Here is a 22,387-nt window from a genome sequence, read left to right as displayed (position 1 = left end):
AGATTAATCATAAAATCCAGTCGTTGTTTTCTTATTTGGCAGGTCGCCTGTCTTGGTATTTCCGTCTGTCCCAATGTAAAGCCCTTCACCGGAGAACGTATCCGCGTTTTTTTCTGATTCTGGTGTTGCTGTCGTGTGGTCGCTTTTATATTTATATTTTCCATTGGTTTGGAATTTTTTGCTGTCACGCTCATCTTTTTTCTCTAGACCCAGTGAGACTCGTAGCTGGTGCGAGACATGGTCAATGCTATCTTGATATAACTCCACCATACTGTGCCCGCCGTTACTAAAAGCGCGCCAATCAAAGGTGAGTTGCTCTATCTCATAATCTTTGCCAATCAGAAAGTCTTGCAATATTGTTTTAATTTGGCGCATGTTGAGGTCCATTTGCATTTGGCCTTCTAGAGATTCGATGATTTTTATATATTTTGAAATGGAATTCAGGTGCATGGCTTTGTCTTTCACCGCTTCAAGAACGAGCTGTTGCCTGAAACCGCGCATGATGTCGTTATCGATTTTGCGTTCTCTGGAAAAAGCTAGAGCCTCTTCGCCATTTAGATGTTGGATTCCTTTTTCGAAGTGGACTTTTTTTCCGGTATCAAAAAGTGGACCATCAAATGTTTTCGGTACGTCTACATCAATGCCTCCAAGCGCGTCGATTACGTTGATGAAGGAATCGAAGTTCAGAACAACATAGTGATTAATGGGGATATTAAATAATTTTTTAACCGTATCTACAGCGCTTTTTGGGCCTCCGTAAGTATAAGCGGACTCAATTCGTTGCATACCAGTATAATTATCGGACTGTATTTGTACAAAACTGTCTCGGGGTATGCTGCAGAGCGTCATTTTTTGTGTACGTTTATTTAAGCTGACTAGCATCATCGCGTCTGTTCTGGAACTGCCGAGATTTCTAGTCGCATTATTGTCTAGTCCCATAACTAAAAACATCAGCGTATCTTCTGTTGCTTTTTTGTCTGTCGAGGAGATAGGATGATAGGCCTTACTCCAAACTTTTTCTGCTTTGACGTAAAGGATGCAGAGATAAATCAAGGTGCCAGTGATTAGTAAACCGAATAGTAAGAAGAGAATAAGACGCGTTCTTTTCTTTTTTCTGAATCTGGTGGGCTTCATTTTTTAACCGCCTTTCGTAAAAAGATTGTGATTAATAGAAGTATAATATAGGAATGTTACATTTATGTGTCGCCCTAGATAGACACAGAATGGACATAAAAAAACGGGAAAATTGCAAATGGTAGATAAGTGAGTCTTTAACTGAAATATGGATGCGTCTAATATAGAAGTATATTCATCGAGACTGGATGGATATGGCGCATTTTAAATAAATAGCAAAAGGAGATTAACTATCAATGGGGAAAAGTAAAAAATATATCGCGTGTTTTATTATCGCAATGCTTTGTTTACCGCTATTCGGCGTGTTCGCATCGGCGCAAGGTGGGACAGAGAAAGCGGGAAGTAGCACGATTCAAACATCGCTCGCGGTCGTGACGGGAACGATTAGTAGCCGGGAGGAAGTCAATTTACGCGTCAATATTTCTGGAAGTGCAGGTGCTTTTTTGACGGATCATGGGGATATCACGGTGACGATTCCGAAAGAGATTGTTTATAACGCGAATGATTTCACGACTAAAACCGTGATTCCGCAACCATTTAAACTGGAAAACGTGACGAATGATGCAACGAATTACCAGTTGACGTTTTCGGTGGACAGGACGGCGATTGGAGCAAATGATGCGTTCAATGGTATTTTTGAGATTAAATTTGGGGCGCCACTTATGACAGTTGGCGATGCTTATCATGATACGCAGACGTTTGCAGTGGATTATGCTGGGCAAAATAAGCAAGTGACGGTAGATGTGCAGAAGCAGAACGTTGCGATTGCGCCGCTTTTTGATAAGTGGTATAAGGGTGATTTTGATAAGGACGGGGTTGCGACGCTGAATACGGTGGATGCTGAAAATAATAGTTTTCAGTTGGTCGTGAATTATCGGCGCGTGGATTTGAAAAATGTGGTTATCACGGATACATTGCCAAAAGGGACGTCATTGATTGCGTCGCCGACTAAGTCTTCGATATCGGGGGATACAATGACGAAGGACGGGATTCGAATTTTGAAAGTGGCGGCTTTTGATGCGACCGGTACGGCGACGAAATATAACTATGTGACGACAGATTTTCAAGATAAAATTCACGTAGACAAGGAAAAAAACAGTTTTACAGTGGAATTGGGAGATTTGACAGTAGAGGATACGTATTTTATTGAATACTCGCTGCAGGTGGATGACGTGAATACTGGTTTACAGCAAAATGTTGCCCAATTATCGGCAAGCAACCGTGCGGATGTGGTCAAAACAGTACCTGTGAAACCGATTAAACATTTCGGGACCAGCTATATTTTAAGCAAAAGTGTGGATAAGTCAGCGCTCAACTATGATGATAATGAGTTGGTTTATACATTGAAGTTAGCTTCTTTAGATGGGGATGCGATTCCAGCTGGGACAACGATTACCGATCCACTGGATGGCAGGATTAAGTCACCGATTTTATTGCCTTACGATAATAGTAAAGTAGATATGCAACTGGTGGACAATGAGATTAGGATTAAGACGCTTGTCGACATTCCAAAAACGGACAAGATGGAATGGAGTTTTAGAGTCAATGTGGAAGAACTCAAAATTGGTGATTTGCTGTCCAATCAGGCTTTTTTGACGGTGGATAATAATGTGATTCATTCGAATGCGGTTTCTACGCGGAAATATGACGGGCGGATAAGCATTCAAAAGGTGGATAATCATGGTGAGCCTGTAGCGGGCGCGGTGTATGAAGTGCGCAACGATAAGGCAGAGGTTATTTTTGAAGGGGCGACGGATGAGGCTGGATTTTTAGTGACGAAAGCATTGCCGCTTGGGGATTATACGGTGACGGAAATCGAGGCGCCGGTCGGGTATGTGCTAGATAGTACGCCGCATCCAGTAGTTGTTTCGAACCAGGATGTCACGCCGATTGTGTTGGGGACGGAGAACAAGTTGCAGACGGGGACGGTCACATTGACGAAAATCGATGTGCAAAATAATGAAAATAAGCTGGCTGGGGCTTCGTTTGAGTTGATAGATGAGGACGGAAATGTTGTATTACGGGACTTAGTGACGGATGAAAATGGAGAAATAACGGTGGACGGATTAGATCCGGGTGCATATGCGTTTGTTGAAACTGCCGCGCCGCAAGGATATGTGCTTGATAGTGATGCGGTCCCGTTCGAAATTGTGTTTGGAGAAAATGATGGTGTCGTGGAAGTTGCGAAGGAGAATAGTCATATTTTCACGCAAGAACCAGTTGATCCAGTTTTGCCAGAGCCGGAAATTCCGATGAAGCCAGAGCTGCCAGTCGAGCCGGAAAATCCAGTGGAGATTCCTAAGGCACCGACGGAAAAGCCAGTATCAGAACCAGAAGTTGTTGTTCCTATTGCAAAACCGGGAATTCCTGAGAAGCCGAATTTGGCACCGGTAGCGAAACCAGAACCAGTTGTTACAGCCAAAGTAAAACAGGAAAAATTAGTGAAAACGGGAGATCAGTCAGACAAACCTTTTATTCTTCTTGGTTGTATGTTACTGGGGGCTACTTTACTGTGGTATAGAAAAAGTGTAAGATAGTCACATTTTAAATAAGAAATGAGCAGAAATCTTGTGTACCCATTTTTAAAGAATGGAGTTGTGCAAGGTTTCTGCTTTTTTGTGTCTTAAGAAGCCAGCGCCATTTTTGTGCTAATAAAACGACAAAAACAAACATTTGCGAGGCTCTAAAAATTATATACTTGTATTTGTAAGCAAGAGATGACAGACAACCCCCAAAATTTGAAGGAGGAAAACAAATATGAATATGGTCAAAAATGAGTGGAAAAAGCTGTTTCGCAATAAGGTATTATTAATTTCTTTTATCGCAATTTTATTTATCCCAATTATGTATGCGAGCTTTTTCTTGAAATCAGTGTGGGACCCATATGGTAAAGCAAATCAATTGCCGGTAGCTGTTGTGAACTTGGATGAGACGGTGGATTTTCAGGGACAGAAGATGGATGTCGGCGATCAACTGGTCGCTAAACTGAAAAAAGATGATTCGCTGGACTGGCACTTTGTTTCGAAAGAAGAGGCGCAGCAGGGTATGAAGGATTTGAAATACTACATGATCGTGACGTTGCCAAAGGATTTCTCGAAAAACGCGACGACACTTTTAGATAAAGACCCGAAGAAAATGGAGATTGGTTACGAAACGAATGGATCGCTTAATTTTATCGGGGAAGAAGTAACGAAGATGGCGATCGAGGATTTGAAGGCGCAAGTTAGCACGAGTGTAACGAAAGGTTATGCGGAAACGATTTTTGGACAGGTTGGTAAGCTTGGAAATGGTATCGAGCAAGCGGCAAACGGTGCTGGTGAAATCGCGACAGGTAGCGGGAAATTGGAAGCTGGTAATGATAAAATAACGGAAAATCTGAATAAGCTAGCAAACAGTACGATAACGTTTGAAGATGGCGCGGATACGCTGAATGTTGGTTTAAATGAGTATATTGATGGCGTTGAAAAAGCAAATAATGGCGCGGCGCAACTGGACGCGGGTACGAAGAAACTTTCTTCAAGCGTAGGCCCATTAACGAACGGTGTGGCGGCACTTGATGCGGGTGCGAACCAATTATCAAACGGTGTTGGTCAATATACATCTGGCGTGAACGAGCTAAATAAAGGCACCACATCAGCGCTTGCCGGTTCATCTAGCCTGACGCAAGGTTTGAACGATTTAAACAGCCAAATTCCGAACCTAGAAAACGGTGTTGGCGAGTTACAAACGGGTCTAGAAAAATTAAACACAGGTAGCGCGAAATTAAAATCTGGATTGGAAGAACTAAGCACGAATCTTTCAAGCCCAACGAGCAAGTCTCAAATCGCAGAATTACAAAGTGGTTTGAATCAATTTAAAACAGGATTGACAGAATTAAATCAGCAAGTAAACAACACGACATTGACGAGCATTGTAGATAAAGGAAACGCGATGGAGCCAACAATTAACAGAATTGAAGAACGTTTGGCGGCATTGGAAGCTTTAACGAGTGGCACGCATCACGATCAAATCTTGGCTAAAATTGAAGGTTCAGCCTTAACACCGGAAGAAAAAGCGATTTTGGTCAACGATATTACCCCAATTTTGAACGATCAAGCGCAAAAACAAAACGAAGTGATTCAACTGATGCACAAAGATTTAGAAGAAATGAGTCAATTACTTGCGGATATTCCAGATAGTGTTGGCGAAATCGAAGCGCTACAATCTGGCGTGAGTCAATTAAACAATGGTTTCAACGGAAATCCTGGCATTTACAGCGGGACGAATGCACTGATCGGTTCGATGTCTGAAATCGGGCAAGCAGTTGGTAACGCGAACGACCAGAACACGCTTCTTGGTGGCGCGACGGCTCTTCATACTGGTATTGCAGACGCGACAACCGGTGCCAAAGAATTAAACGCAAAAGTGCCGACGTTAGCAAGTGGTGTCAATCAATTAACAGACGGCAGCCAAGCGCTGAACAATGGTCTGAAAAAAATCAATGACGGGACATCTGAATTAGGTAGCAAATCGTCCGCTCTAAATAACGGCGCGACAAAACTTGCTGGTGGCATGAATACATTCTCAGGTCAATTACCAGCCTTAACAAACGGTGTGACAGAGCTAAATAACGGCGCAGCACAACTTGCAGACGGCACAAATCAACTCGTAGCAAACGCTCCAAAACTACAAAATGGTGCAGCAGCCCTGAGCAATGGTGCAGGAGAAATTCACAATGGATCAGCACAATTAGCAGCAGGTTCAGGACAACTTGGAACAGGAATCAATACACTAAATACCGGCGCAACAGAACTTTCGACACAATTAGCAGCTGGAAGTCAACAACTTGGTCAATTACACCCAACAGATAAGAATTTTGAGATGTTCGCAAGCCCAGATAAAGTAAATCATAAAAATTATAGTACAGTTCCAAATTATGGTGCAGCTTTAGCACCATACGTGATGTCACTAGCGCTATATGTTGGTGCTCTAGTATTCAACTTTGTATTCCCAATCAGAAAAATCTCGATGCGTGGTCAAACAAGTACAGCATGGTGGGCAAGTAAAGCATCAGTCGGCGCAGTTGTCGCAATCGTGATGGCACTTATCCAAGCAACAGTGATGCTCGTACTCGGATTACACGTAGACTCTCTGATCGAATTTTATGCGATGGCAATGACGACTTCACTCGCTTATATGTTCATCATCATGTTCCTAGCGATGACGTTTGACAATCCAGGTCGCTTTGTAGCAATGATCTTACTCATCGTACAACTTGGCGGTGCAGGCGGAACATTCCCAATGCCACTAACAAACGGATTCTTCAACGCTATCCACCCATTCTTGCCAATGACGTACTCTATCTACGGATTCAGACAAGCTATCACAGGCGGAATCGGCATGAACGTTTACTTGCAAAGCCTCTTCGTTCTTCTAGGAATCTTCGCAGTATTCGTAGCACTACTATGGTTCGGAATGAAACAATTGCAAAAGAAACATCTTGAAGGCGTATCTCAATTAGATAATAATCAAGAATTACAAGCAGTAGAAGATTAATAAAGTTTAGAGCAGGATATCACGTTTCCCCGAAAAAAATGGGATTCGTGATATCCTGTTTTTTTCTTAAATGAGGAGTAAAACCACTAGAAAAAAGAACATTTAGTGAATATATCGTTGTTTTTGTCATAAATACAGATGTTTGAGGAGTATTTCGAGGCCAAAAGTGGTATAGGTATTAGATATAGTTCAAAATATGAAACGTTTGCTGGTAATTTTGAAGGAGGATTTCCGATGAAAAAGGATATTTATCAAACAGTAGGTCAAAATACAAACAATAATATGGTACTTTTGCGGATGATTTCAGAGGAGGAACGCTGGTATACGGTGAGTGAAATAAGTGAGCGCTTGGAGATGAATCAAAGAACGGTGCAGCGCTATCTGGCAGATTTATTGGACAAAATTGAGGACTATAATGACGATAAAATTCAGTTGCATACGGCGAAAAATAAAGGTGTACTTCTGGAAGTGAAGCTGGGTGCGGATGTACTTAATTTTGAATTGTATCTTTTAGAGGATAATGTGACAATTATGTTGATGAAGGCAGTCTTTTTTGAAGAGTTTACATCGGTGAAAAAATTTGCGATGGATCATTTTTTGAGTGAAACGACGATTCGGAGGTCATTGAAGCAATTTCAAGAGTTGATGGAACCGTATGAGATTGGCTTGAAGCGTGAAACCTATGAAATCGTGGGACAAGAAGAACAGGTTAGGATGTTTTTGTACACTGTTTTTTGGCGGATTTATCAAGGGGCGATGTGGCCGTTTGACATCGTTGATCGCAATACTGTGGGAGATGCGGCAGAACGACTTAGCTCAAGTTTACGACTAAATTTAACGCATGTGCAAAAGAATCAGGTGGAATATATTTTAGCGATTAATATCATTCGGATTAGGAAAAGGCATACGGTAAAGGTCCAATCTCAGTGGGAAGATTATCTGGATTTGGAGAACGATTATAAAAGTCTTATTAAAATGAAAACTGTTTTTGATTCCTTGAATATTCAGGTGGAAGGTGAGGTTTATTTCTTCTATTTGATGATGGAGACACGACCTAAGCTATATGAGAATAGTGAGGTAGCAAAGAGAGCAATGATACCACATCAAAAGAATGAGTCGGATGTCTATGTCGCAACGCAAGCTTTTATTCGTTTGTTTTCAGAGGATGTTATTGAGATACCTGAGAAGAAACGGGATGAGCTTTTTTATAGTAGTTTTTCGGTACATTTGTTTTGTACGTTGTTTAAGCATTTTTCGGTGGATATCAATGGGTATTCGTATTTGCGTAAGTTGAAGGAGTATTATCCGAATTTGCATCGGAAAATGGATATGTTGATAGATAAGTTGTATGCGGAGACGGGAAATGCGTTGTTTTTGGAGAAGGGGTTGTTATTGACGAGGTATGCGTTGATGTTCTCTTCTATTAAACGGTTGACGTATTTTGAGAAGCAGATTCAGATTGTAATGGATACGGATTTGCCGAAGTTTGCAGAGCGAAATTTGCGACACCAGATTTATGATACGTTGAAATATCGGTACAAGGTTCGTTTTTTGAATAAGAATAGTGCGCCACAAGCGGATGTGATTTTGACGACGGTTGCGACGCCGATGATGGTGGAGAGGTATAATCGAAAAAAAGTGCTCCACATTGAGTCTGAGTTGACTGCGCGGGATTTTTCTAACATCATTAGTATCGTTATTGAAGCAATGTCTAGTAAATAGTATATAGAAGGAAGCTGCCAATGATGGTGGCTTTTTTTCTTGCGGTTAAAAATGTGCGGATAATACGACAAAATTACGAATTTGCGGGGCGGGATATTCGATATAATAGGTATTGTAAGTGAGAGAGACATGAGGATGGGACAGCGTTTTAGAAGGAAAAGCAAGGCAGTCAAAAATGTACCGCTAAAACGACAAAAGAACAAAATCAGTCGAAGAGAAACTCGCTATAATAGGTAGTATAGTAATTAAATAAAACTTTGAAGGAGAGAATTAAATTATGTGCACAAGCTTTGTATTAGAAACGTTGGATGGAAAACATGTATTATCGAGAACGATGGATTTCGCTTTTATCTTGGAGGCGAATCCGACAGTTAGCCCGCGGAATTACGAATGGAAATCTTCGACGGATGGCGTGAATTACACGAATGCGTATGCGTTTGTTGGCGCTGGCAGAGAGTTGGATAAGTACATTTTCGCGGATGGGTTGAATGAGGAAGGTTTGAGTTGTGCATCGCTGTATCTTCCTGGCGAAGCGGTTTACGCGCTGGAAGCTATCGATGGGAAAATTAATTTAGCGCCGCAGGAATTCTTACTTTGGATGTTAGGTACGTGCGCGACGATTGAGGATGTGGAGGCGAAGCTGGCGGACATCAACTTGGTAGATCAACCGGTGGCGTTGCTGGGAATCACGACGCCGCTGCACTGGATTTTCACGGATAAAAGTGGGCGCTGCGCCGTGATTGAACCGACGGAAACGACACTGCGCATCAAGGAAAACCCAGTGGGCGTCATGACGAACACGCCGCGCCTGGAATGGCACATCGAGAACTTGCGTAACTACACGGGATTACAAGCGCAACAATTGGCACCAGTGAAGTTCGGTGACTATGTCGCGAAACCATTTTCACAAGGAACGGGAACGAGTAAGTTACCAGGCGGATTCACGCCACCGGAACGTTTTGTCCGCGCGGCTTACTTGAAAGAAAACGTAGTTCCAGCGAAAAATGAGGAAGAAGCAATTACCAACGTGTGGTACATTTTGAACAGCGTCCGCATCCCAAATGGCGCGGTCATTAAAGAAAACGGTGACCCGGATTTCACGCAATATGCCGCATCGATGTGCTCAGAAAGCAAGACGTACTACTTCACATCGTATGAAAACAATCAAATCAACAGTGTTACCTTGACGGATGAGCTTTTAGAAAATACGAAAGAACCAATCACCTATGTTGTTGAAACGATGCAAAATGTGAACAAACTAGTCTAAATAGTCCTTTTATATAACGGAATATTCAAAATAAAAAATCATTGGAGGAATTAATATGTTTAAAACAAATGTAGAACAAAGCAATGTACCGGTGTTTGGATCTTATGAGGCAGGACAAGATTTACCAGAAAAACGCATGAACAAAGAATCGGTGGACCCGCGAATCGCTTATCAACTTGTGAAGGATCAGCTGATTGATGAGGGTTCTGCGAGACAAAACTTGGCTACTTTCTGCCAAACATACATGGAGCCGGAAGCGGAGCAAATCATGGCGGAAACGATGGAGAAGAACGCGATTGATAAGTCGGAATATCCGCAGACGGCAAAGCTTGAGTCGAGTTGTGTGAACATGTTGGCGGATCTTTGGAACGCGGATGATTCGGAGCATTACATGGGGACGTCGACGGTTGGCTCGAGTGAGGCTTGTATGCTTGGTGGTATGGCGATGAAATTCAGATGGCGCAACGCTGCACGCGAGAATGGACTAGATATCAATGCTAAAAAGCCGAACTTGGTTATTTCCTCGGGATATCAAGTTTGCTGGGAGAAGTTCTGTGTCTACTGGGATATCGAGTTGCGCGAAGTTCCGATGAGTGAGGATCATCTAAGCATCAATACGGATATTGTGATGGATTATGTGGATGAATATACGATTGGTATCGTTGGTATTCTAGGCATCACGTATACGGGGAAATTCGATGACATCAAAACGCTGAACGATCTTGTGGAAGACTACAATAATACGCATGACAATGAAGTTGTGATTCATGTTGATGGTGCGAGTGGCGCGATGTTCACGCCGTTTGTTGATCCGGATTTAGAATGGGATTTCCGTTTACCGAATGTGGTGTCGATTAATACGTCAGGACACAAATACGGTCTCGTTTACCCAGGTGTTGGTTGGATTTTATGGCGCGACAAGGAGTACTTGCCAGAAGAATTGGTGTTTGATGTGAGTTATCTCGGCGGACATATGCCGACTATGGCGATCAATTTTTCCAGAAGTGCGAGTCAGATTATCGGTCAATATTACAACTTTTTACGCTTCGGATATGACGGTTATCGCCAAATCCATATGCGAACTAGAGACGGCGCTTTGCAGTTATCACAAGCTGTTGCCGAAACAGGACTATTTGAAATTTACAATGATGGCGACAATTTACCAATCGTTTGCTACAAACTAAAAGACGATGCAGATGTGGCATGGACGCTTTACGACTTGGCGGACCGCTTACAAATGAAAGGCTGGCAGGTTCCGGCGTATCCACTTCCAAAAGAAATGGGTAACACGATCATTCAGCGCTATGTTTGCCGCGGCGACTTAGGTCAAAACATGGTCACAGCTTTCAAAAATGACCTGAGCGAGAGTATCAAAGAATTAAACAACGCACATATTTTATATCATGATGTCAATACGTCAAAAACGCATGGCTTCACGCATTAAGAAGAATCGGAAAGCTGCAAGTCAAGGCAGTTCGCAGCTTTCCATACTTTTCAACTACTTAACTAAATTTTAGGAGGAAATAAATAATGAAAAAACAAGCTTCAGCAAAAACGTTATCCCTATTCGGATTCTTCGCCATAACAGCTTCCCTTTTTATCACCGTTTATGAATACCCGACATTCGCCACTTCTGGATTTTCCCTCGTGTTCTTCTTACTACTATGTGGATTCTTATGGTTCCTGCCGGTCTCGCTTTGTTCCGCGGAGCTCGCGACAGTAGAAGGTTATCAGGAAGGCGGCATATTTGGCTGGGTAAGTAAAACGCTCGGTGAAAAATACGGTTTTGCCGCGATATTCTTCCAATGGTTCCAAATCACAGTCGGTTTTGTCACGATGATCTACTTCATTATTGGCGCACTATCTTACGTTATTAGTTTCCCAGCACTCGATTCTAACCCGGTTTATAAATTTATCGCCGTTCTTGTTATTTTCTGGGGGTTGACATTACTACAATTAAAAGGTACAAAAGTGACAGCTATCTTCGCAAAATTAGGCTTCGTTATCGGTATCACGATTCCAGTATTAGCTCTATTTTTCTTAACTATTTTCCACTTAAAATCAGGTCACCACGCTGCAATTTCATTCACAGCATCAAGCTTCATTCCAAAATGGACGGACATGTCATCGCTAGTCATATTTATGCTCGCATACATGGGCGTCGAGGCGTCAGCACCACACATCAATGAAATGAAAAATCCAAAACGCGATTATCCGCTAGCTATGATTCTGTTGATTTTCGTAGGAATCGCACTAAACACGATCGGCGGATTATCCGTAGCTTCCGTTGTACCATCACACGATTTATCCCTAAGTTCAGGCGTTGTTCAGACGTTCAAAGCACTCATCTTGCAAAATGGAAACAGCTTGGAGTGGGTCGTTAAACTGATCGCCTTCATGATCGCATTCGGCGTCATGGCACAAGTCAGCTCATGGATTGTTGGCCCGACAAAAGGCATGCAAACCGTTGCAGACAAAGGCATCATCCCGTCTGTATTCCGCAAAACTAACAAACACAACGTTCCCGTGCCACTTATCATGGTTCAAGGCGTTATCGTTTCCATCTGGGCAGCAGTCCTAACATTCGGCGGCGGTGGCAACAACGTATCATTCCTAACTGCCATCTCACTAACCGTCGTGATCTATTTAATCGGATACGTTCTATTCTTCCTAGCGTATTTCGTCCTCATTTTGAAAAAGAAAAATCTAGAACGCACGTATCAAATCCCAGGTGGTAAAGTCGTGAAACTAATCGTTGCCGGCGTTGGTCTACTCATGTCCGTCGCAGCAATCGTGTCCGCCTTTTTCCCACCAGCATCCCTGAGCAAAAGCAGTGACATGTCCTACGAAATCATTCTCGCAGTTAGCTTCCTCATCACCGCGCTCATCCCGTTTGTCATCTATGCTGTTCACTCTAAAAAGAAAGCCAAATCTGCCAAAAAAGAAGAAACCGTACTATCCGTGGAATAAGAGGTCAGACACATGAAGCACGCATCTTGGAAAAAATTTTGGAAGTTAAATCACGTCAGCCTTCGCTCCACATTCGTAAAATTCTTGGTTCTGTTGCATCTCATCACGTTAGATATAGAAACGGAGATGCAACAAATCGAGGCAGAAATGCAGCAGCAGAAATATCATGAAAATAGGCAAGAAGAAAGGAACGAATCATGAATAAATTAGTCGCACTTATATCGATTATTGTTATTACGAGCATGATAGCCCTTGGAGGTTGTGGAAAAGCATCCGCAGCGTCCGATATCAACAAAGAATTCGGTACCAAAACGTTGAAAATCAAACCAACAAAAATAACGCGCGAAAAAACCGTTTCAGATCATAAAGTTATTTTGAAAGTCGAAGTAACGGTGAAAAATAAGTCAAAAGAAGCACAAGGAATCGGAGCTGGAATTTTCAGCTTAAAAAATCCGAATCATACGGATTACGAGATGCATGGCATGAAAGAAGATGTTTTGGGGCATACGATTGCACCAGGACAAGAGATGAAAGGAAATATTTATTTTGAGATTCCTGTCGATTTGGAAGAAGGTTGGATGAGCTATACGCCTGAACCTGGTCATGACAAAACGGCAGAATGGCTGATTGTATTTCCTAAAGATTAGGAGGGTTTGCAATGACCAATAAAGAGACTAATATGGGATTACTTTACGGGGAAGCTCATATTAGTGAAGATTTCAATGAAGTAAAGTTCCGCGAATTTATACAAGATGACTTGATTTTTCCGACTAGAGGCGTGAAGAAGCATTATGTCAAACAAGATATCCTCATTCAAGATGGGACAGATGAAAATGATGTCTATTTTATTGAAAAGGGCATTGTAGCAGCTACACTTGACGGGAAAATAGTCGTAGATTTTTTTACTGAAAATGATGTTATCGGCTTGTCTAATCTAACGCTTGGAAGTAGTCCAGATTATATTTTTACAGTTATATCTGATGAGGTGGAAGTGACGCGCTACCGGAAAGAGGACTTGATTGAGAAAATAATGAACACGCAAGAAGGGTATCTCTATCACTATGTACACATGAAAAATATGACAAACAGGTTGCTTGCTCGTCAAGAACTATGGAGATTACCGACAGAAGAAAGAGTTATTATCGTGCTACTAGAGCTTGGTAAAAAATACGGAAAAGAAGCCAAGGATAAAGACACGCTCTGCTTTCCGAAACAAATAAGTAAGGGCATGATTGCGCAATACACGAACTTTAATCCAAATACGATTACGACCATTTTACAAAAACTTGAAGAAGAAGATTGCATTTACGCGGTTCGTAGTTCCATTTTTGTCAATACGGAGAAATTAGAAATGAAATTAAGCGCTATTTCCTAGAAGTGAGAAGGAGGAGTATATTGTGAAAAAGATTCAAAGAGCAGTCATCAACACAGCTGTAATATCGGTCATAGGTGCGAGTCTGATAACGCCATTCAACATGTCGGTAAACCAAGTTCGAGCTGCACAAGGCGTTCGAGGCGTTTCCGCGGATGATTATAACGCGACGCAGCGCGAACTGAAAAACGTGACGGATGACCGGACGCCTAAAACAGATGATTAGATGAAAATGCCACCCGTGGGAACGGGTGGCATTTTTGATATACGTAGCGTGCTTATTTTTCTAATCCTTGCAGCTCCTGATTATTATCCAACTGCGAGATGCCATCGAGATGTTTTTTCTGAAGAATCCGCATCGCAAGCCATAGAAGCGCGTTGAATACGATGAAGATGATGAACAAAATCGTGAGGCTTTGCGTGAAGAGATTCGTGCCGATTCCGCCTGTGATGGCCTCCCGGAATGCATAGATGGAATAGGTCATTGGCAGGAATGGGTGAATCGCTTCAAAGAACGAGTTCGTAAGCTGGATTGGGAACGTTCCTCCCGCACCAGCCAGTTGAACGATGAGTAGAATCATCGCCGCGAAACGTCCTGGATTGTCGAAGGCCATCGCTAGGAACATGATCAGCGCCATGTAAGCTAAGACGGTGACGAGTGCGGTCAGATAGAACTCGAAGATATTATCTACCTGGAGTCCTAGTAAGAGCATGATGCTGACTTGGACAATGGCCATTGCTATAGCAGCAAATAATCCGATGCTTACTTTACTTGCCCACCAAGCGGTACTTGTTTGCTCCAACATCGATACTTTTCGAATTGGGAAAACAAAGTTCAGAACGAGACAGCCGACGTATAAAGCGAGGGACATTACGTATGGCGCCAAGGCCTGACCGTAATTTTCCACGACGCTGTATGGTTTGGCGTCTAGTTTCACCGGTGAAGCGAGCATGTTGATGTTGGCTTTTGTAATGTTTAAATCGCTGAAATCGTTTGCGGCTGAGCCTAATTTGGTTGCCAATTCACCAGAACCGTTTTCTAGTTGGGTGATGCCTTGTCCGAGTGTTTGGGAGCCATTGGCAAGTTTCGCTGAGCCGGATTCCAGTTCATCGGAGCCTGTTGCCAGTTTATTTGCGCCGCTTAAAAGTTCTGGGCTGTTCGCGTTTAATTTATCCGTTCCAGCGACAAGTTGTGCTGTGCCGCTATTTAATTGCTTGCTTCCAGAATCTAATTTGCCAACACCAGCTGCTAAAACGGGAACTTTTGCATTGAGTTCGTTCACGCCGCCAGCTGCTTGATTGATACCAGCATTTAGGGCTGTTGCGCCGCCGAGCAAGGTATTCTGATTTCCGGAAGTTCCTACGGCGCTTGAGATGGTATTAAGGGAACCTGCGAGTTGATTCGTTCCATTCTTGATTTGTGGGAAGTCCGTTGCGAGTTCCGACACACCACCTTGCAATTGTTGTACAGCCGCTAAGCCTTTCGGAATTTCTCCTAGATCATTTAACACGAGATTAATATCGGCGCGCATATCAGTGAGCAGTCCTTGATGATCGCTCACTTGTTGATTGAAAACTTGCGTGATGTTGTCGATCAATGTTTGCTTCTCGGTTGGTGTGAGGCTCGTGCTGTTGACGTGCGCTACCATTTGGTCAAGGTATTGTTGCTGACCATTAGGGCTAAGCGCGTTTTCAAGGTCTGAGAGATTGCCCTCAATCCGATTTAAAACAGGGGAGAAGCTCTTAATTTTTGCTTCCAAGTTATCGATAGCGGGATTATTCACTTTACTGTTCAGCAAATTCAAACCTTGCTCAAACTCGTTCATCCCGCTTTGAAGCTCCTTGATTTTTTGTTGGGCAGTAGGTGCATCGAGATTTTGTTGTAGCTCACGGAGCCCTTGTTCTAATTTGGCAGATCCAGCAGAAAGTTGGGCCATCCCGCTTTGGAGTTGTGAGGTGCCGCTTTCAAGGGCTGGTATATTGCCGTATAGTTCGTTGATGCCGTTTTCAAGTTGGCTGGAACCGGCATACAGTTTATTGGCGCCAGTATCGAGTTCGCTAACGCCGTTTGTGTAGGTAACTAGACCGCTTTGTAGCTGATTCATCCCTCCTGAAAAAGTAACTGTGCTAGAAGCGAGTTTATTTAAATTATCTGTAATTTCGGTGTTTCCAGTGCCAAGTTTCTTCGTTCCTTGATCAATTTGGTTGGCACCGCTCGCAGCTTGTTCCATGCCGCCGCCGATCTTATCTGCTACTTTTACAAGTGCTTCGCCGTAAGCTTCCGTCACTTGGTTACTGACTTGTGATTCGACTTCCCGAATGCCGATTTCGCCGATTTCTTCTGCGATAAAGTTAAGCGAGCCGTTTGTTTCGTATGTGAGGTTCATCTTTTTAGGTTTCTCATCGACGAGCGTAACCGCATTTGCTGAAAAGTCTTTCGGGATTTTGACGACTAAATAATATTTCAAATCTTTCATGCCTTTTTTCGCTTCATCTGCGGAAACGAAGTCCCAGTCTAGATTATGATTCTTTTTTAGCTGGGCGGTAAGCTGATCACCGACATCGACTTTCTGGCCTTGGTAAGTAATGGTTTGATCTTCATTCACAACGGCAACTGGTAAATGGCTCGTTTGTTGATACGGGTCCCATACGGATTTCAAGAAGAAGCTGGCATAGAGGATTGGGATCGTAAGGATGGCGATAAAGGATATTAGCAGGACTTTATTTTGTAATAGGTTTTTCCATTCCGCTTTTATCATTTTCATGTTACTCACCTCCAGTTTTGTCTTTTTTACTGAAGTCTGCTCTGATACGTCCGATTGGATGCGTGAATTTGTCGATTTTTGAACTATCTAACCGTTTCAATTCTTTTAAATGTAGTTGATTGTCTGGTGCGGTGAACATGTAGATGACGAACGGTAAAATAGTGGTTAAAACAAGGCTGATGGATAAAATGTGTTTATATGATTCGTATTCATCTGGTTTTAAGCTGGAAGGTGGTACGAATGAATAAGCAATCGCGAGTACGGAGATGGCTAATCCGATGCAAGCGATGAGTATTTTGACAAAAGGACCGCCGCCAATTTCGAAGGTACGCTCCAAGTTCTTTTTCTTGAAAACGAGAACAAGGTAACCTAGGAAGAAGAGGACGTAGCCGACTAAATAGATGACAACGGTTAGCGAGATGGCAGTCAAGAAGGATACATTATTTCCGCCGCCGCCAAATGTTAGGACAGCTGCCCAGCCAGTTACGATGATACCTTGGATACCAATGAGCACAACCGGTACATCATTTTTATTTGTTTTAGCTAGTTTTTTAGGAATAACGCCTTTTTGGGCGACCGTATACATACCTGATGTTGGCCCGACAATCCAAGAACTTACTTGTCCCATAACGCCGAATGCAACGAGGAAGGCTAGTACTTTTACAAGCCAAGTTAGGCCGTCTCCATTTTGTAAAATCAGTTTTTCGAAGGCTTGCACGACGCCGGAACTAAGGCTCAGCTCGTGTGCTGGAACAACCGATGCAACCGAAAGACCGCCGAGTGTGCTGAGTCCGATACCAACGATGACAATCAAAATCATGGCAATTGGATAGTCGCGTTTCGAGTTTTTCATTTCATTGATATGCGGTGCGGAAGCCTCAACGCCCATGTATGCGAGGATAAAGATCGCAAGCGCTGAAAAATCGGTAGCCTTAGGAATAAAGTTATCCATCGTGAATTTCACTTCTATCGGATTCCCATTCGCAAAGTAGAAAATGGCGAGGATAAACATTAAAATAACGGGAAGTGTGATACCAAAAATAAAGCCAAGTTTCGTGATTTTCGCCGTTCTGTTCGTTCCTCCGAGTGAAATAAAGGTTAAAACCCAGAAAATAATAATAACGCCTAAGAATTTGATTAATGGATCTGATTCTAAAGCTTTATAGTCGAAAACATAGGATAGTGCTCCGAGAATAAAATAAATCATCGTTACAAATCCGACGGTCACTTGGAACCATTGGAAAAAAATCGCCGCGAAACCATAGCGTTCACCGAGCGTCTTTCCCACCCAAGTGAAGATACCGCCTTCTTGCCAGCCCTTGACAGTAGCCATTTCTGCGGAACAAAGTGCTACAGGCAAAAACCAGAGTATGCCACAAAATATGAGAAAGAAGGCCAGTTTAAATCCGGATGTAGCAAAGGTCGGATATTCATAAACGGTTATAAAAAGCGACGCGGTGATTGCGAAAAAGCCGAATAATGTTAACTCCTTTTTTCCAGCCATTTTGAAAACCCCTTTCTAATTTAAAAAATCACGAAAAGCGTGGATGCTTTTCGTGATCCATCACAATTTAATGCGTAAATCCTCTCGTTTCTTTCTTACCATCTGGGGAATCATCTTTTGGCGCCAAGATTCTTGCTTTGTCTAATTCCTCAATGGCTTCATGTAAATCTGCAACAAATTCCTCTGCTACGTTGAAGCCTAAGTCACCCCGGCATACGTAGCGTTGGATTAAAACGTCCTCCATATCTTTTGGTAGTGGGTAAGTCGGTACTTGCCAACCTTTCATTTGCAAGCGATCCGTTAAATCATACAGCGTCCATTCCTTGTCGGTATCATCTTTTAGCGTATAACAGACAATTGGAAGGTTCGCGCCGTCATTATAAATTTCGAAAAGTCCTGTTTCTTCCAGCGCTTTGGATAAGAATAGCGCTACTTTCTTCGTTCTTTCATGAATGCCGCGATAGCCATCGAAACCGAGTCGTAAGAAATTGTAGTACTGCGCGATGACTTGGCTCGCACTCCTAGAGAAATTAATCGCCATGGTTGGCATGTGACCGCCGAGATAACTTACATCGAAAATCAGTTCTTCCGGTAAATATTTTTTATCTTTCCAAAGTATCCAACCAATACCTGGATAAACAAGTCCGTATTTGTGACCGGATGTATTGATAGAAACGACGTGTTTGAGACGGAAATCCCAAGGTAATTCAGGATTTACGAACGGTGTGAACATCGCACCACTTGCGCCATCGACATGGATAACGAGTTCATGCCATTTACTCTTCTTATTGTATGCGTCCACTAAATGGTTAATTTTTTCAATGTCATCGAATTTACCAGTATAGGTGATACCTAGAATACCGACAATTCCGATGGTGTACTCGTTGACGTAATCCATTAGTGTGTCAGTATTAATACTCATGTGCTTCGGATCAACAGGAACTTCGATCAAATCGACATCCCAATATACGCCGAATTTTTCCCAACAAACTTGGAAGCCAGAGGAGATGATTAGATTTGGTTTTTGCGCGTTAATATCTAAACCGTTTTCAAGAGCCATTTTGCGCCATCTAAATTTCATCGCCATACCAGCCAGCATACAGGCTTCACTTGATCCGACGGTAGACGTTCCAATGAAGTCATCGCCTTTTTGGACACTCCATAAATCAGCTAGAACGTTCACGCAATAATTTTCCAGTTTGGCCGTTTGTGGATACTCGGATTTATCAATCGCGTTCTTTTCTAGCGTTTCACTCATCAATTTTACTGCTTCAGGTTCCATATAGGTTTGACAAAAAGTGGCGAAGTTTTGGCGTGCATTTCCTTCATCCATCAGTTCATCGGAAATAAGGCGGTAAGCTACTTGTGGATCAATTGGTTCTCTTCTCAGCGTCGTTTTGACGATAGCGGAATCCTCGGCATAGCTTCCGTAAATGGGCATTTTAGGGTCATGTTTCTCTTCTCTACGATCATGTAACATAATTATCGCTCCTTATATAAGATATCTTCGGTTTGCAATACATCCCACTCGTATGGGGTCTGTGCGTTATTGATAAAATCGTCATCCAGCTTGCACCCGGTAATGCGTTGGTTGCCGTATGGTGTGAAATAGTATGTTAAAGAAGATACACACATAGATGACGTATATTGTGTTAAATCTGGGGTGCCATCGGATTTGATGACGGCGCCTTTAGGTATCGTAACGCTTTTTAAAACGTACCAAACATTTGTCACACCTTCTTGTTCATTGTTCGCTTGTTGAATCGTTTCTTTTAAGTATGCAGCTCGGACAAATCGTTCAGGAGGCGTATATCCACCTGGAAGCCCCAAAGTTCCGCCACCTTGTGAAAATGGATGCGCTTCAAAATCGCCGAACGTTGTAGATGATTTTTGCTGTGGCGCAATATGAAGGTAATTACTTAAATTGTGAAAATGCCACTCTAGGGAAGGCGTATTCGTCATCACACCAACCGGGTTTCCCTTGAGTGTTAATTTGAAGGAAGTATCTGTTGGTTCAATAACCGCAACGTTTCCCGCTTTATCATAAAAAATCCAATGTAGAGGGGTCGTGATACCAAGAAGGTCCACTTTTTGATCTACTAAATGAATCGTTGGGAGCACATCTCTTAATTCATGGATATCTTTACAAAAGGACAGCGCCCAAAGTAAAAATTCGTGTGGAGCCAGATTCGTTTTGCCAGATTCTTTATCTTTCGAGTAAACCGCCTCACTTGGCAAATAAAGAGAAGCACAGGCTAAGCCGTGTTCGTTAAGCCCATCTGCCAAAATATATTTTCCTAAATTTCTACCAGCCCCGAGTAACGCATATTTTCCTGAGTAACTTTCGCCATCGACATCCGATTCAAACGTATAGCCTCGAGGTAAAGACACTGGTTTCGCATCCAGCGTAAAGCCAAAGTCCATGGTTCGAGATAAAAATAGATTGTCACCGTTCGTGCGATAAACAAAACTTGTACACATACTACTTCCTCCTTTTTATAATGGATTGACTGAAATATATACATATATATCAAAATTATGATGTATATTACAGTCATAATACCCTTCTAATTATAAATAAAACCGAATGGGTAAAATAATTTACAAAAATTAAATATACTGTTAATGAAGAAATAATATATTTTTTTAATTAGTTTTTAGTTATATATGTTGGTATAAGCTGTTTTTAGTGATTGTATAGTAGATATATCTATGATTAGAAATATAATTTATTTTTTTGAAGTATTATTATATACGTTTTTAGGTTAAATATGAGGAAACGCGATTATCAATGTAAAACGCCAAAAAGTGACAAATGAAACGACAAAATTGCGAATTTGCGGGGCGGGATATTCGATATAATAGGTATTGTAAGTGAGAGAGACATGAGGATGGGACAGCGTTTTAGAAGGAAAAGCAAGGCAGTCAAAAATGTACCGCTAAAACGACAAAAGAACAAAATCAGTCGAAGAGAAACTCGCTATAATAGGTAGTATAGTAATTAAATAAAACTTTGAAGGAGAGAATTAAATTATGTGCACAAGCTTTGTATTAGAAACGTTGGATGGGAAACATGTATTATCGAGAACGATGGATTTCGCTTTTATCTTGGAGGCGAACCCGACAGTTAGCCCGCGGAATTACGAATGGAAATCTTCGACGGATGGCGTGAATTACACGAATGAGTACGCGTTTGTTGGCGCTGGAAGAGAGTTGGATAAGTACATTTTCGCAGACGGATTGAATGAGAAAGGCTTGAGTTGTGCGTCGCTGTACCTTCCTGGCGAAGCGGTTTATGCGCCGGAAGCTATCGATGGGAAAATTAATTTAGCGCCACAGGAATTCTTACTTTGGATGTTAGGTACGTGTGCGACGATTGAGGATGTGGAGGCGAAGCTGGCGGACATCAACTTGGTGGATCAACCGGTTGCGTTACTGGGAATCACGACGCCGCTACACTGGATTTTCACGGATAAAAGTGGGCGCTGCGCCGTGATTGAGCCAACGGAAACGACACTGCGCATCAAGGAAAACCCAGTGGGCGTCATGACGAACACGCCGCGCTTGGAATGGCACATCGAGAATTTGCGAAACTACACAGGATTACAAGCGCAACAATTGGCGCCAGTGAAGTTCGGTGACTATGTCGCGAAACCATTTTCACAAGGAACGGGGACGAGCAAGTTACCAGGCGGATTCACGCCACCGGAACGTTTTGTCCGCGCGGCTTATTTGAAAGAAAACGTAGTTCCAGCGAAAAACGAGGAAGAAGCAATCACCAACGTGTGGTACATTTTGAACAGTGTTCGCATCCCAAATGGCGCGGTGATTAAAGATAATGGTGACCCGGATTTCACGCAATATGTCGCATCGATGTGTTCAGAAAGTAAGACGTACTACTTTACTTCTTATGAAAACAATCAAATCAACAGTGTTACCTTGACGGATGAACTTTTAGAAAATACGAAAGAACCGATCACCTATGTGGTGGATACCGTGCAAAAAGTAAATCATTTAGCTCAATAAACACCTTATGTATCAGAATATTCCGACTATAAAAAGGGAGCTAGAATACAAATAAATGACAGCTCCCTTCTATGTAAAAAGAAACATCATAG

General features: G+C 42.4%; 16 protein-coding genes. 11 read left to right on the top strand and 5 right to left on the bottom strand.

All coding sequences use genetic code 11. From position 1 onward, the window contains the following. Positions 1 to 3: 3 nt before the first annotated feature. Entirely contained in the window at positions 4 to 1,134 is a 1,131-nt protein-coding gene (locus DUK53_RS13305; protein WP_036094864.1) for an LCP family protein, read from the bottom strand. A 236-nt stretch (positions 1,135 to 1,370) separates the two neighbouring features. Between DUK53_RS13305 and DUK53_RS13300 the strand changes: the two genes are divergently transcribed. From DUK53_RS13300 to DUK53_RS13255, 10 genes are all read left to right on the top strand, one after another. Next, the gene (locus DUK53_RS13300) at positions 1,371 to 3,671 is read left to right on the top strand and encodes a SpaA isopeptide-forming pilin-related protein (RefSeq protein ID WP_036133686.1); all 2,301 of its coding nucleotides are present in this window, start codon (positions 1,371 to 1,373) and stop codon (positions 3,669 to 3,671) included. Between the two features lie 220 nt (positions 3,672 to 3,891). Next, entirely contained in the window at positions 3,892 to 6,669 is a 2,778-nt protein-coding gene (locus DUK53_RS13295) for a YhgE/Pip domain-containing protein (protein ID WP_036133689.1), read from the top strand. A 234-nt stretch (positions 6,670 to 6,903) separates the two neighbouring features. Next, a complete protein-coding gene (locus DUK53_RS13290) occupies positions 6,904 to 8,391 on the top strand; it encodes an AcpB/EbpR/MafR family transcriptional regulator (RefSeq protein WP_036094872.1) in 1,488 nt (495 codons plus the stop codon). Between the two features lie 277 nt (positions 8,392 to 8,668). Then, on the top strand, positions 8,669 to 9,658 hold the full coding sequence (locus DUK53_RS13285; RefSeq protein ID WP_036094874.1) for a choloylglycine hydrolase family protein: 990 nt from the start codon (positions 8,669 to 8,671) through the stop codon (positions 9,656 to 9,658). Between the two features lie 55 nt (positions 9,659 to 9,713). Further along, complete coding sequence (gene gadD1, locus DUK53_RS13280; protein ID WP_036094876.1) at positions 9,714 to 11,102, top strand: glutamate decarboxylase GadD1; 1,389 nt, start codon at positions 9,714 to 9,716, stop codon at positions 11,100 to 11,102. Between the two features lie 86 nt (positions 11,103 to 11,188). After that, positions 11,189 to 12,628, top strand: a complete 1,440-nt coding sequence (gene gadC, locus DUK53_RS13275; RefSeq protein WP_036094878.1) for a glutamate/gamma-aminobutyrate antiporter — start codon at positions 11,189 to 11,191, stop codon at positions 12,626 to 12,628. Positions 12,629 to 12,640: 12 nt separating this feature from the next. Then, positions 12,641 to 12,829, top strand: coding sequence for a hypothetical protein (locus DUK53_RS13270; RefSeq protein WP_036133693.1), 189 nt, complete (start codon positions 12,641 to 12,643; stop codon positions 12,827 to 12,829). Next, the gene (locus tag DUK53_RS13265; RefSeq protein WP_036094882.1) at positions 12,826 to 13,275 is read left to right on the top strand and encodes a DUF4352 domain-containing protein; all 450 of its coding nucleotides are present in this window, start codon (positions 12,826 to 12,828) and stop codon (positions 13,273 to 13,275) included. The genes DUK53_RS13270 and DUK53_RS13265 overlap by 4 nt, the downstream gene beginning before the upstream one ends. An 11-nt stretch (positions 13,276 to 13,286) precedes the next feature. Further along, entirely contained in the window at positions 13,287 to 14,003 is a 717-nt protein-coding gene (locus tag DUK53_RS13260) for a Crp/Fnr family transcriptional regulator (RefSeq protein ID WP_036094884.1), read from the top strand. Positions 14,004 to 14,025: 22 nt separating this feature from the next. Next, positions 14,026 to 14,226 carry a hypothetical protein gene (locus DUK53_RS13255; RefSeq protein ID WP_036094886.1) on the top strand — a complete coding sequence of 67 codons (201 nt, stop codon included), beginning with the start codon at positions 14,026 to 14,028 and terminating at the stop codon, positions 14,224 to 14,226. A gap of 52 nt (positions 14,227 to 14,278) precedes the next feature. Here the strand turns inward: DUK53_RS13255 and DUK53_RS13250 are convergent, their stop codons facing one another. From DUK53_RS13250 to DUK53_RS13235, 4 genes are all read right to left on the bottom strand, one after another. Then, complete coding sequence (locus tag DUK53_RS13250) at positions 14,279 to 16,765, bottom strand: YhgE/Pip family protein (RefSeq protein ID WP_036094887.1); 2,487 nt, start codon at positions 16,763 to 16,765, stop codon at positions 14,279 to 14,281. 1 nt (position 16,766) lies between these two features. Further along, positions 16,767 to 18,269: an amino acid permease gene (locus DUK53_RS13245; protein ID WP_052165096.1), complete on the bottom strand. Its 1,503-nt coding sequence runs from the start codon at positions 18,267 to 18,269 to the stop codon at positions 16,767 to 16,769. 67 nt (positions 18,270 to 18,336) lie between these two features. After that, a complete protein-coding gene (gene gad, locus DUK53_RS13240; RefSeq protein ID WP_036094889.1) occupies positions 18,337 to 19,749 on the bottom strand; it encodes a glutamate decarboxylase in 1,413 nt (470 codons plus the stop codon). A gap of 2 nt (positions 19,750 to 19,751) precedes the next feature. Then, positions 19,752 to 20,750 carry a choloylglycine hydrolase family protein gene (locus tag DUK53_RS13235; protein WP_036094892.1) on the bottom strand — a complete coding sequence of 333 codons (999 nt, stop codon included), beginning with the start codon at positions 20,748 to 20,750 and terminating at the stop codon, positions 19,752 to 19,754. A gap of 552 nt (positions 20,751 to 21,302) precedes the next feature. Between DUK53_RS13235 and DUK53_RS13230 the strand changes: the two genes are divergently transcribed. Beyond that, positions 21,303 to 22,295 (top strand): choloylglycine hydrolase family protein, encoded by a 993-nt coding sequence (locus DUK53_RS13230; protein WP_036133696.1) that lies wholly within the window; start codon positions 21,303 to 21,305, stop codon positions 22,293 to 22,295. Positions 22,296 to 22,387 lie beyond the last annotated feature (92 nt).

This window comes from Listeria sp. SHR_NRA_18, assembly GCF_003856515.1.
Lineage (GTDB): Bacteria > Bacillota > Bacilli > Lactobacillales > Listeriaceae > Listeria_A > Listeria_A newyorkensis.
Note: the sequence above shows the minus strand (reverse complement) of the source record. Positions and strands in the feature narration are given on the sequence as shown.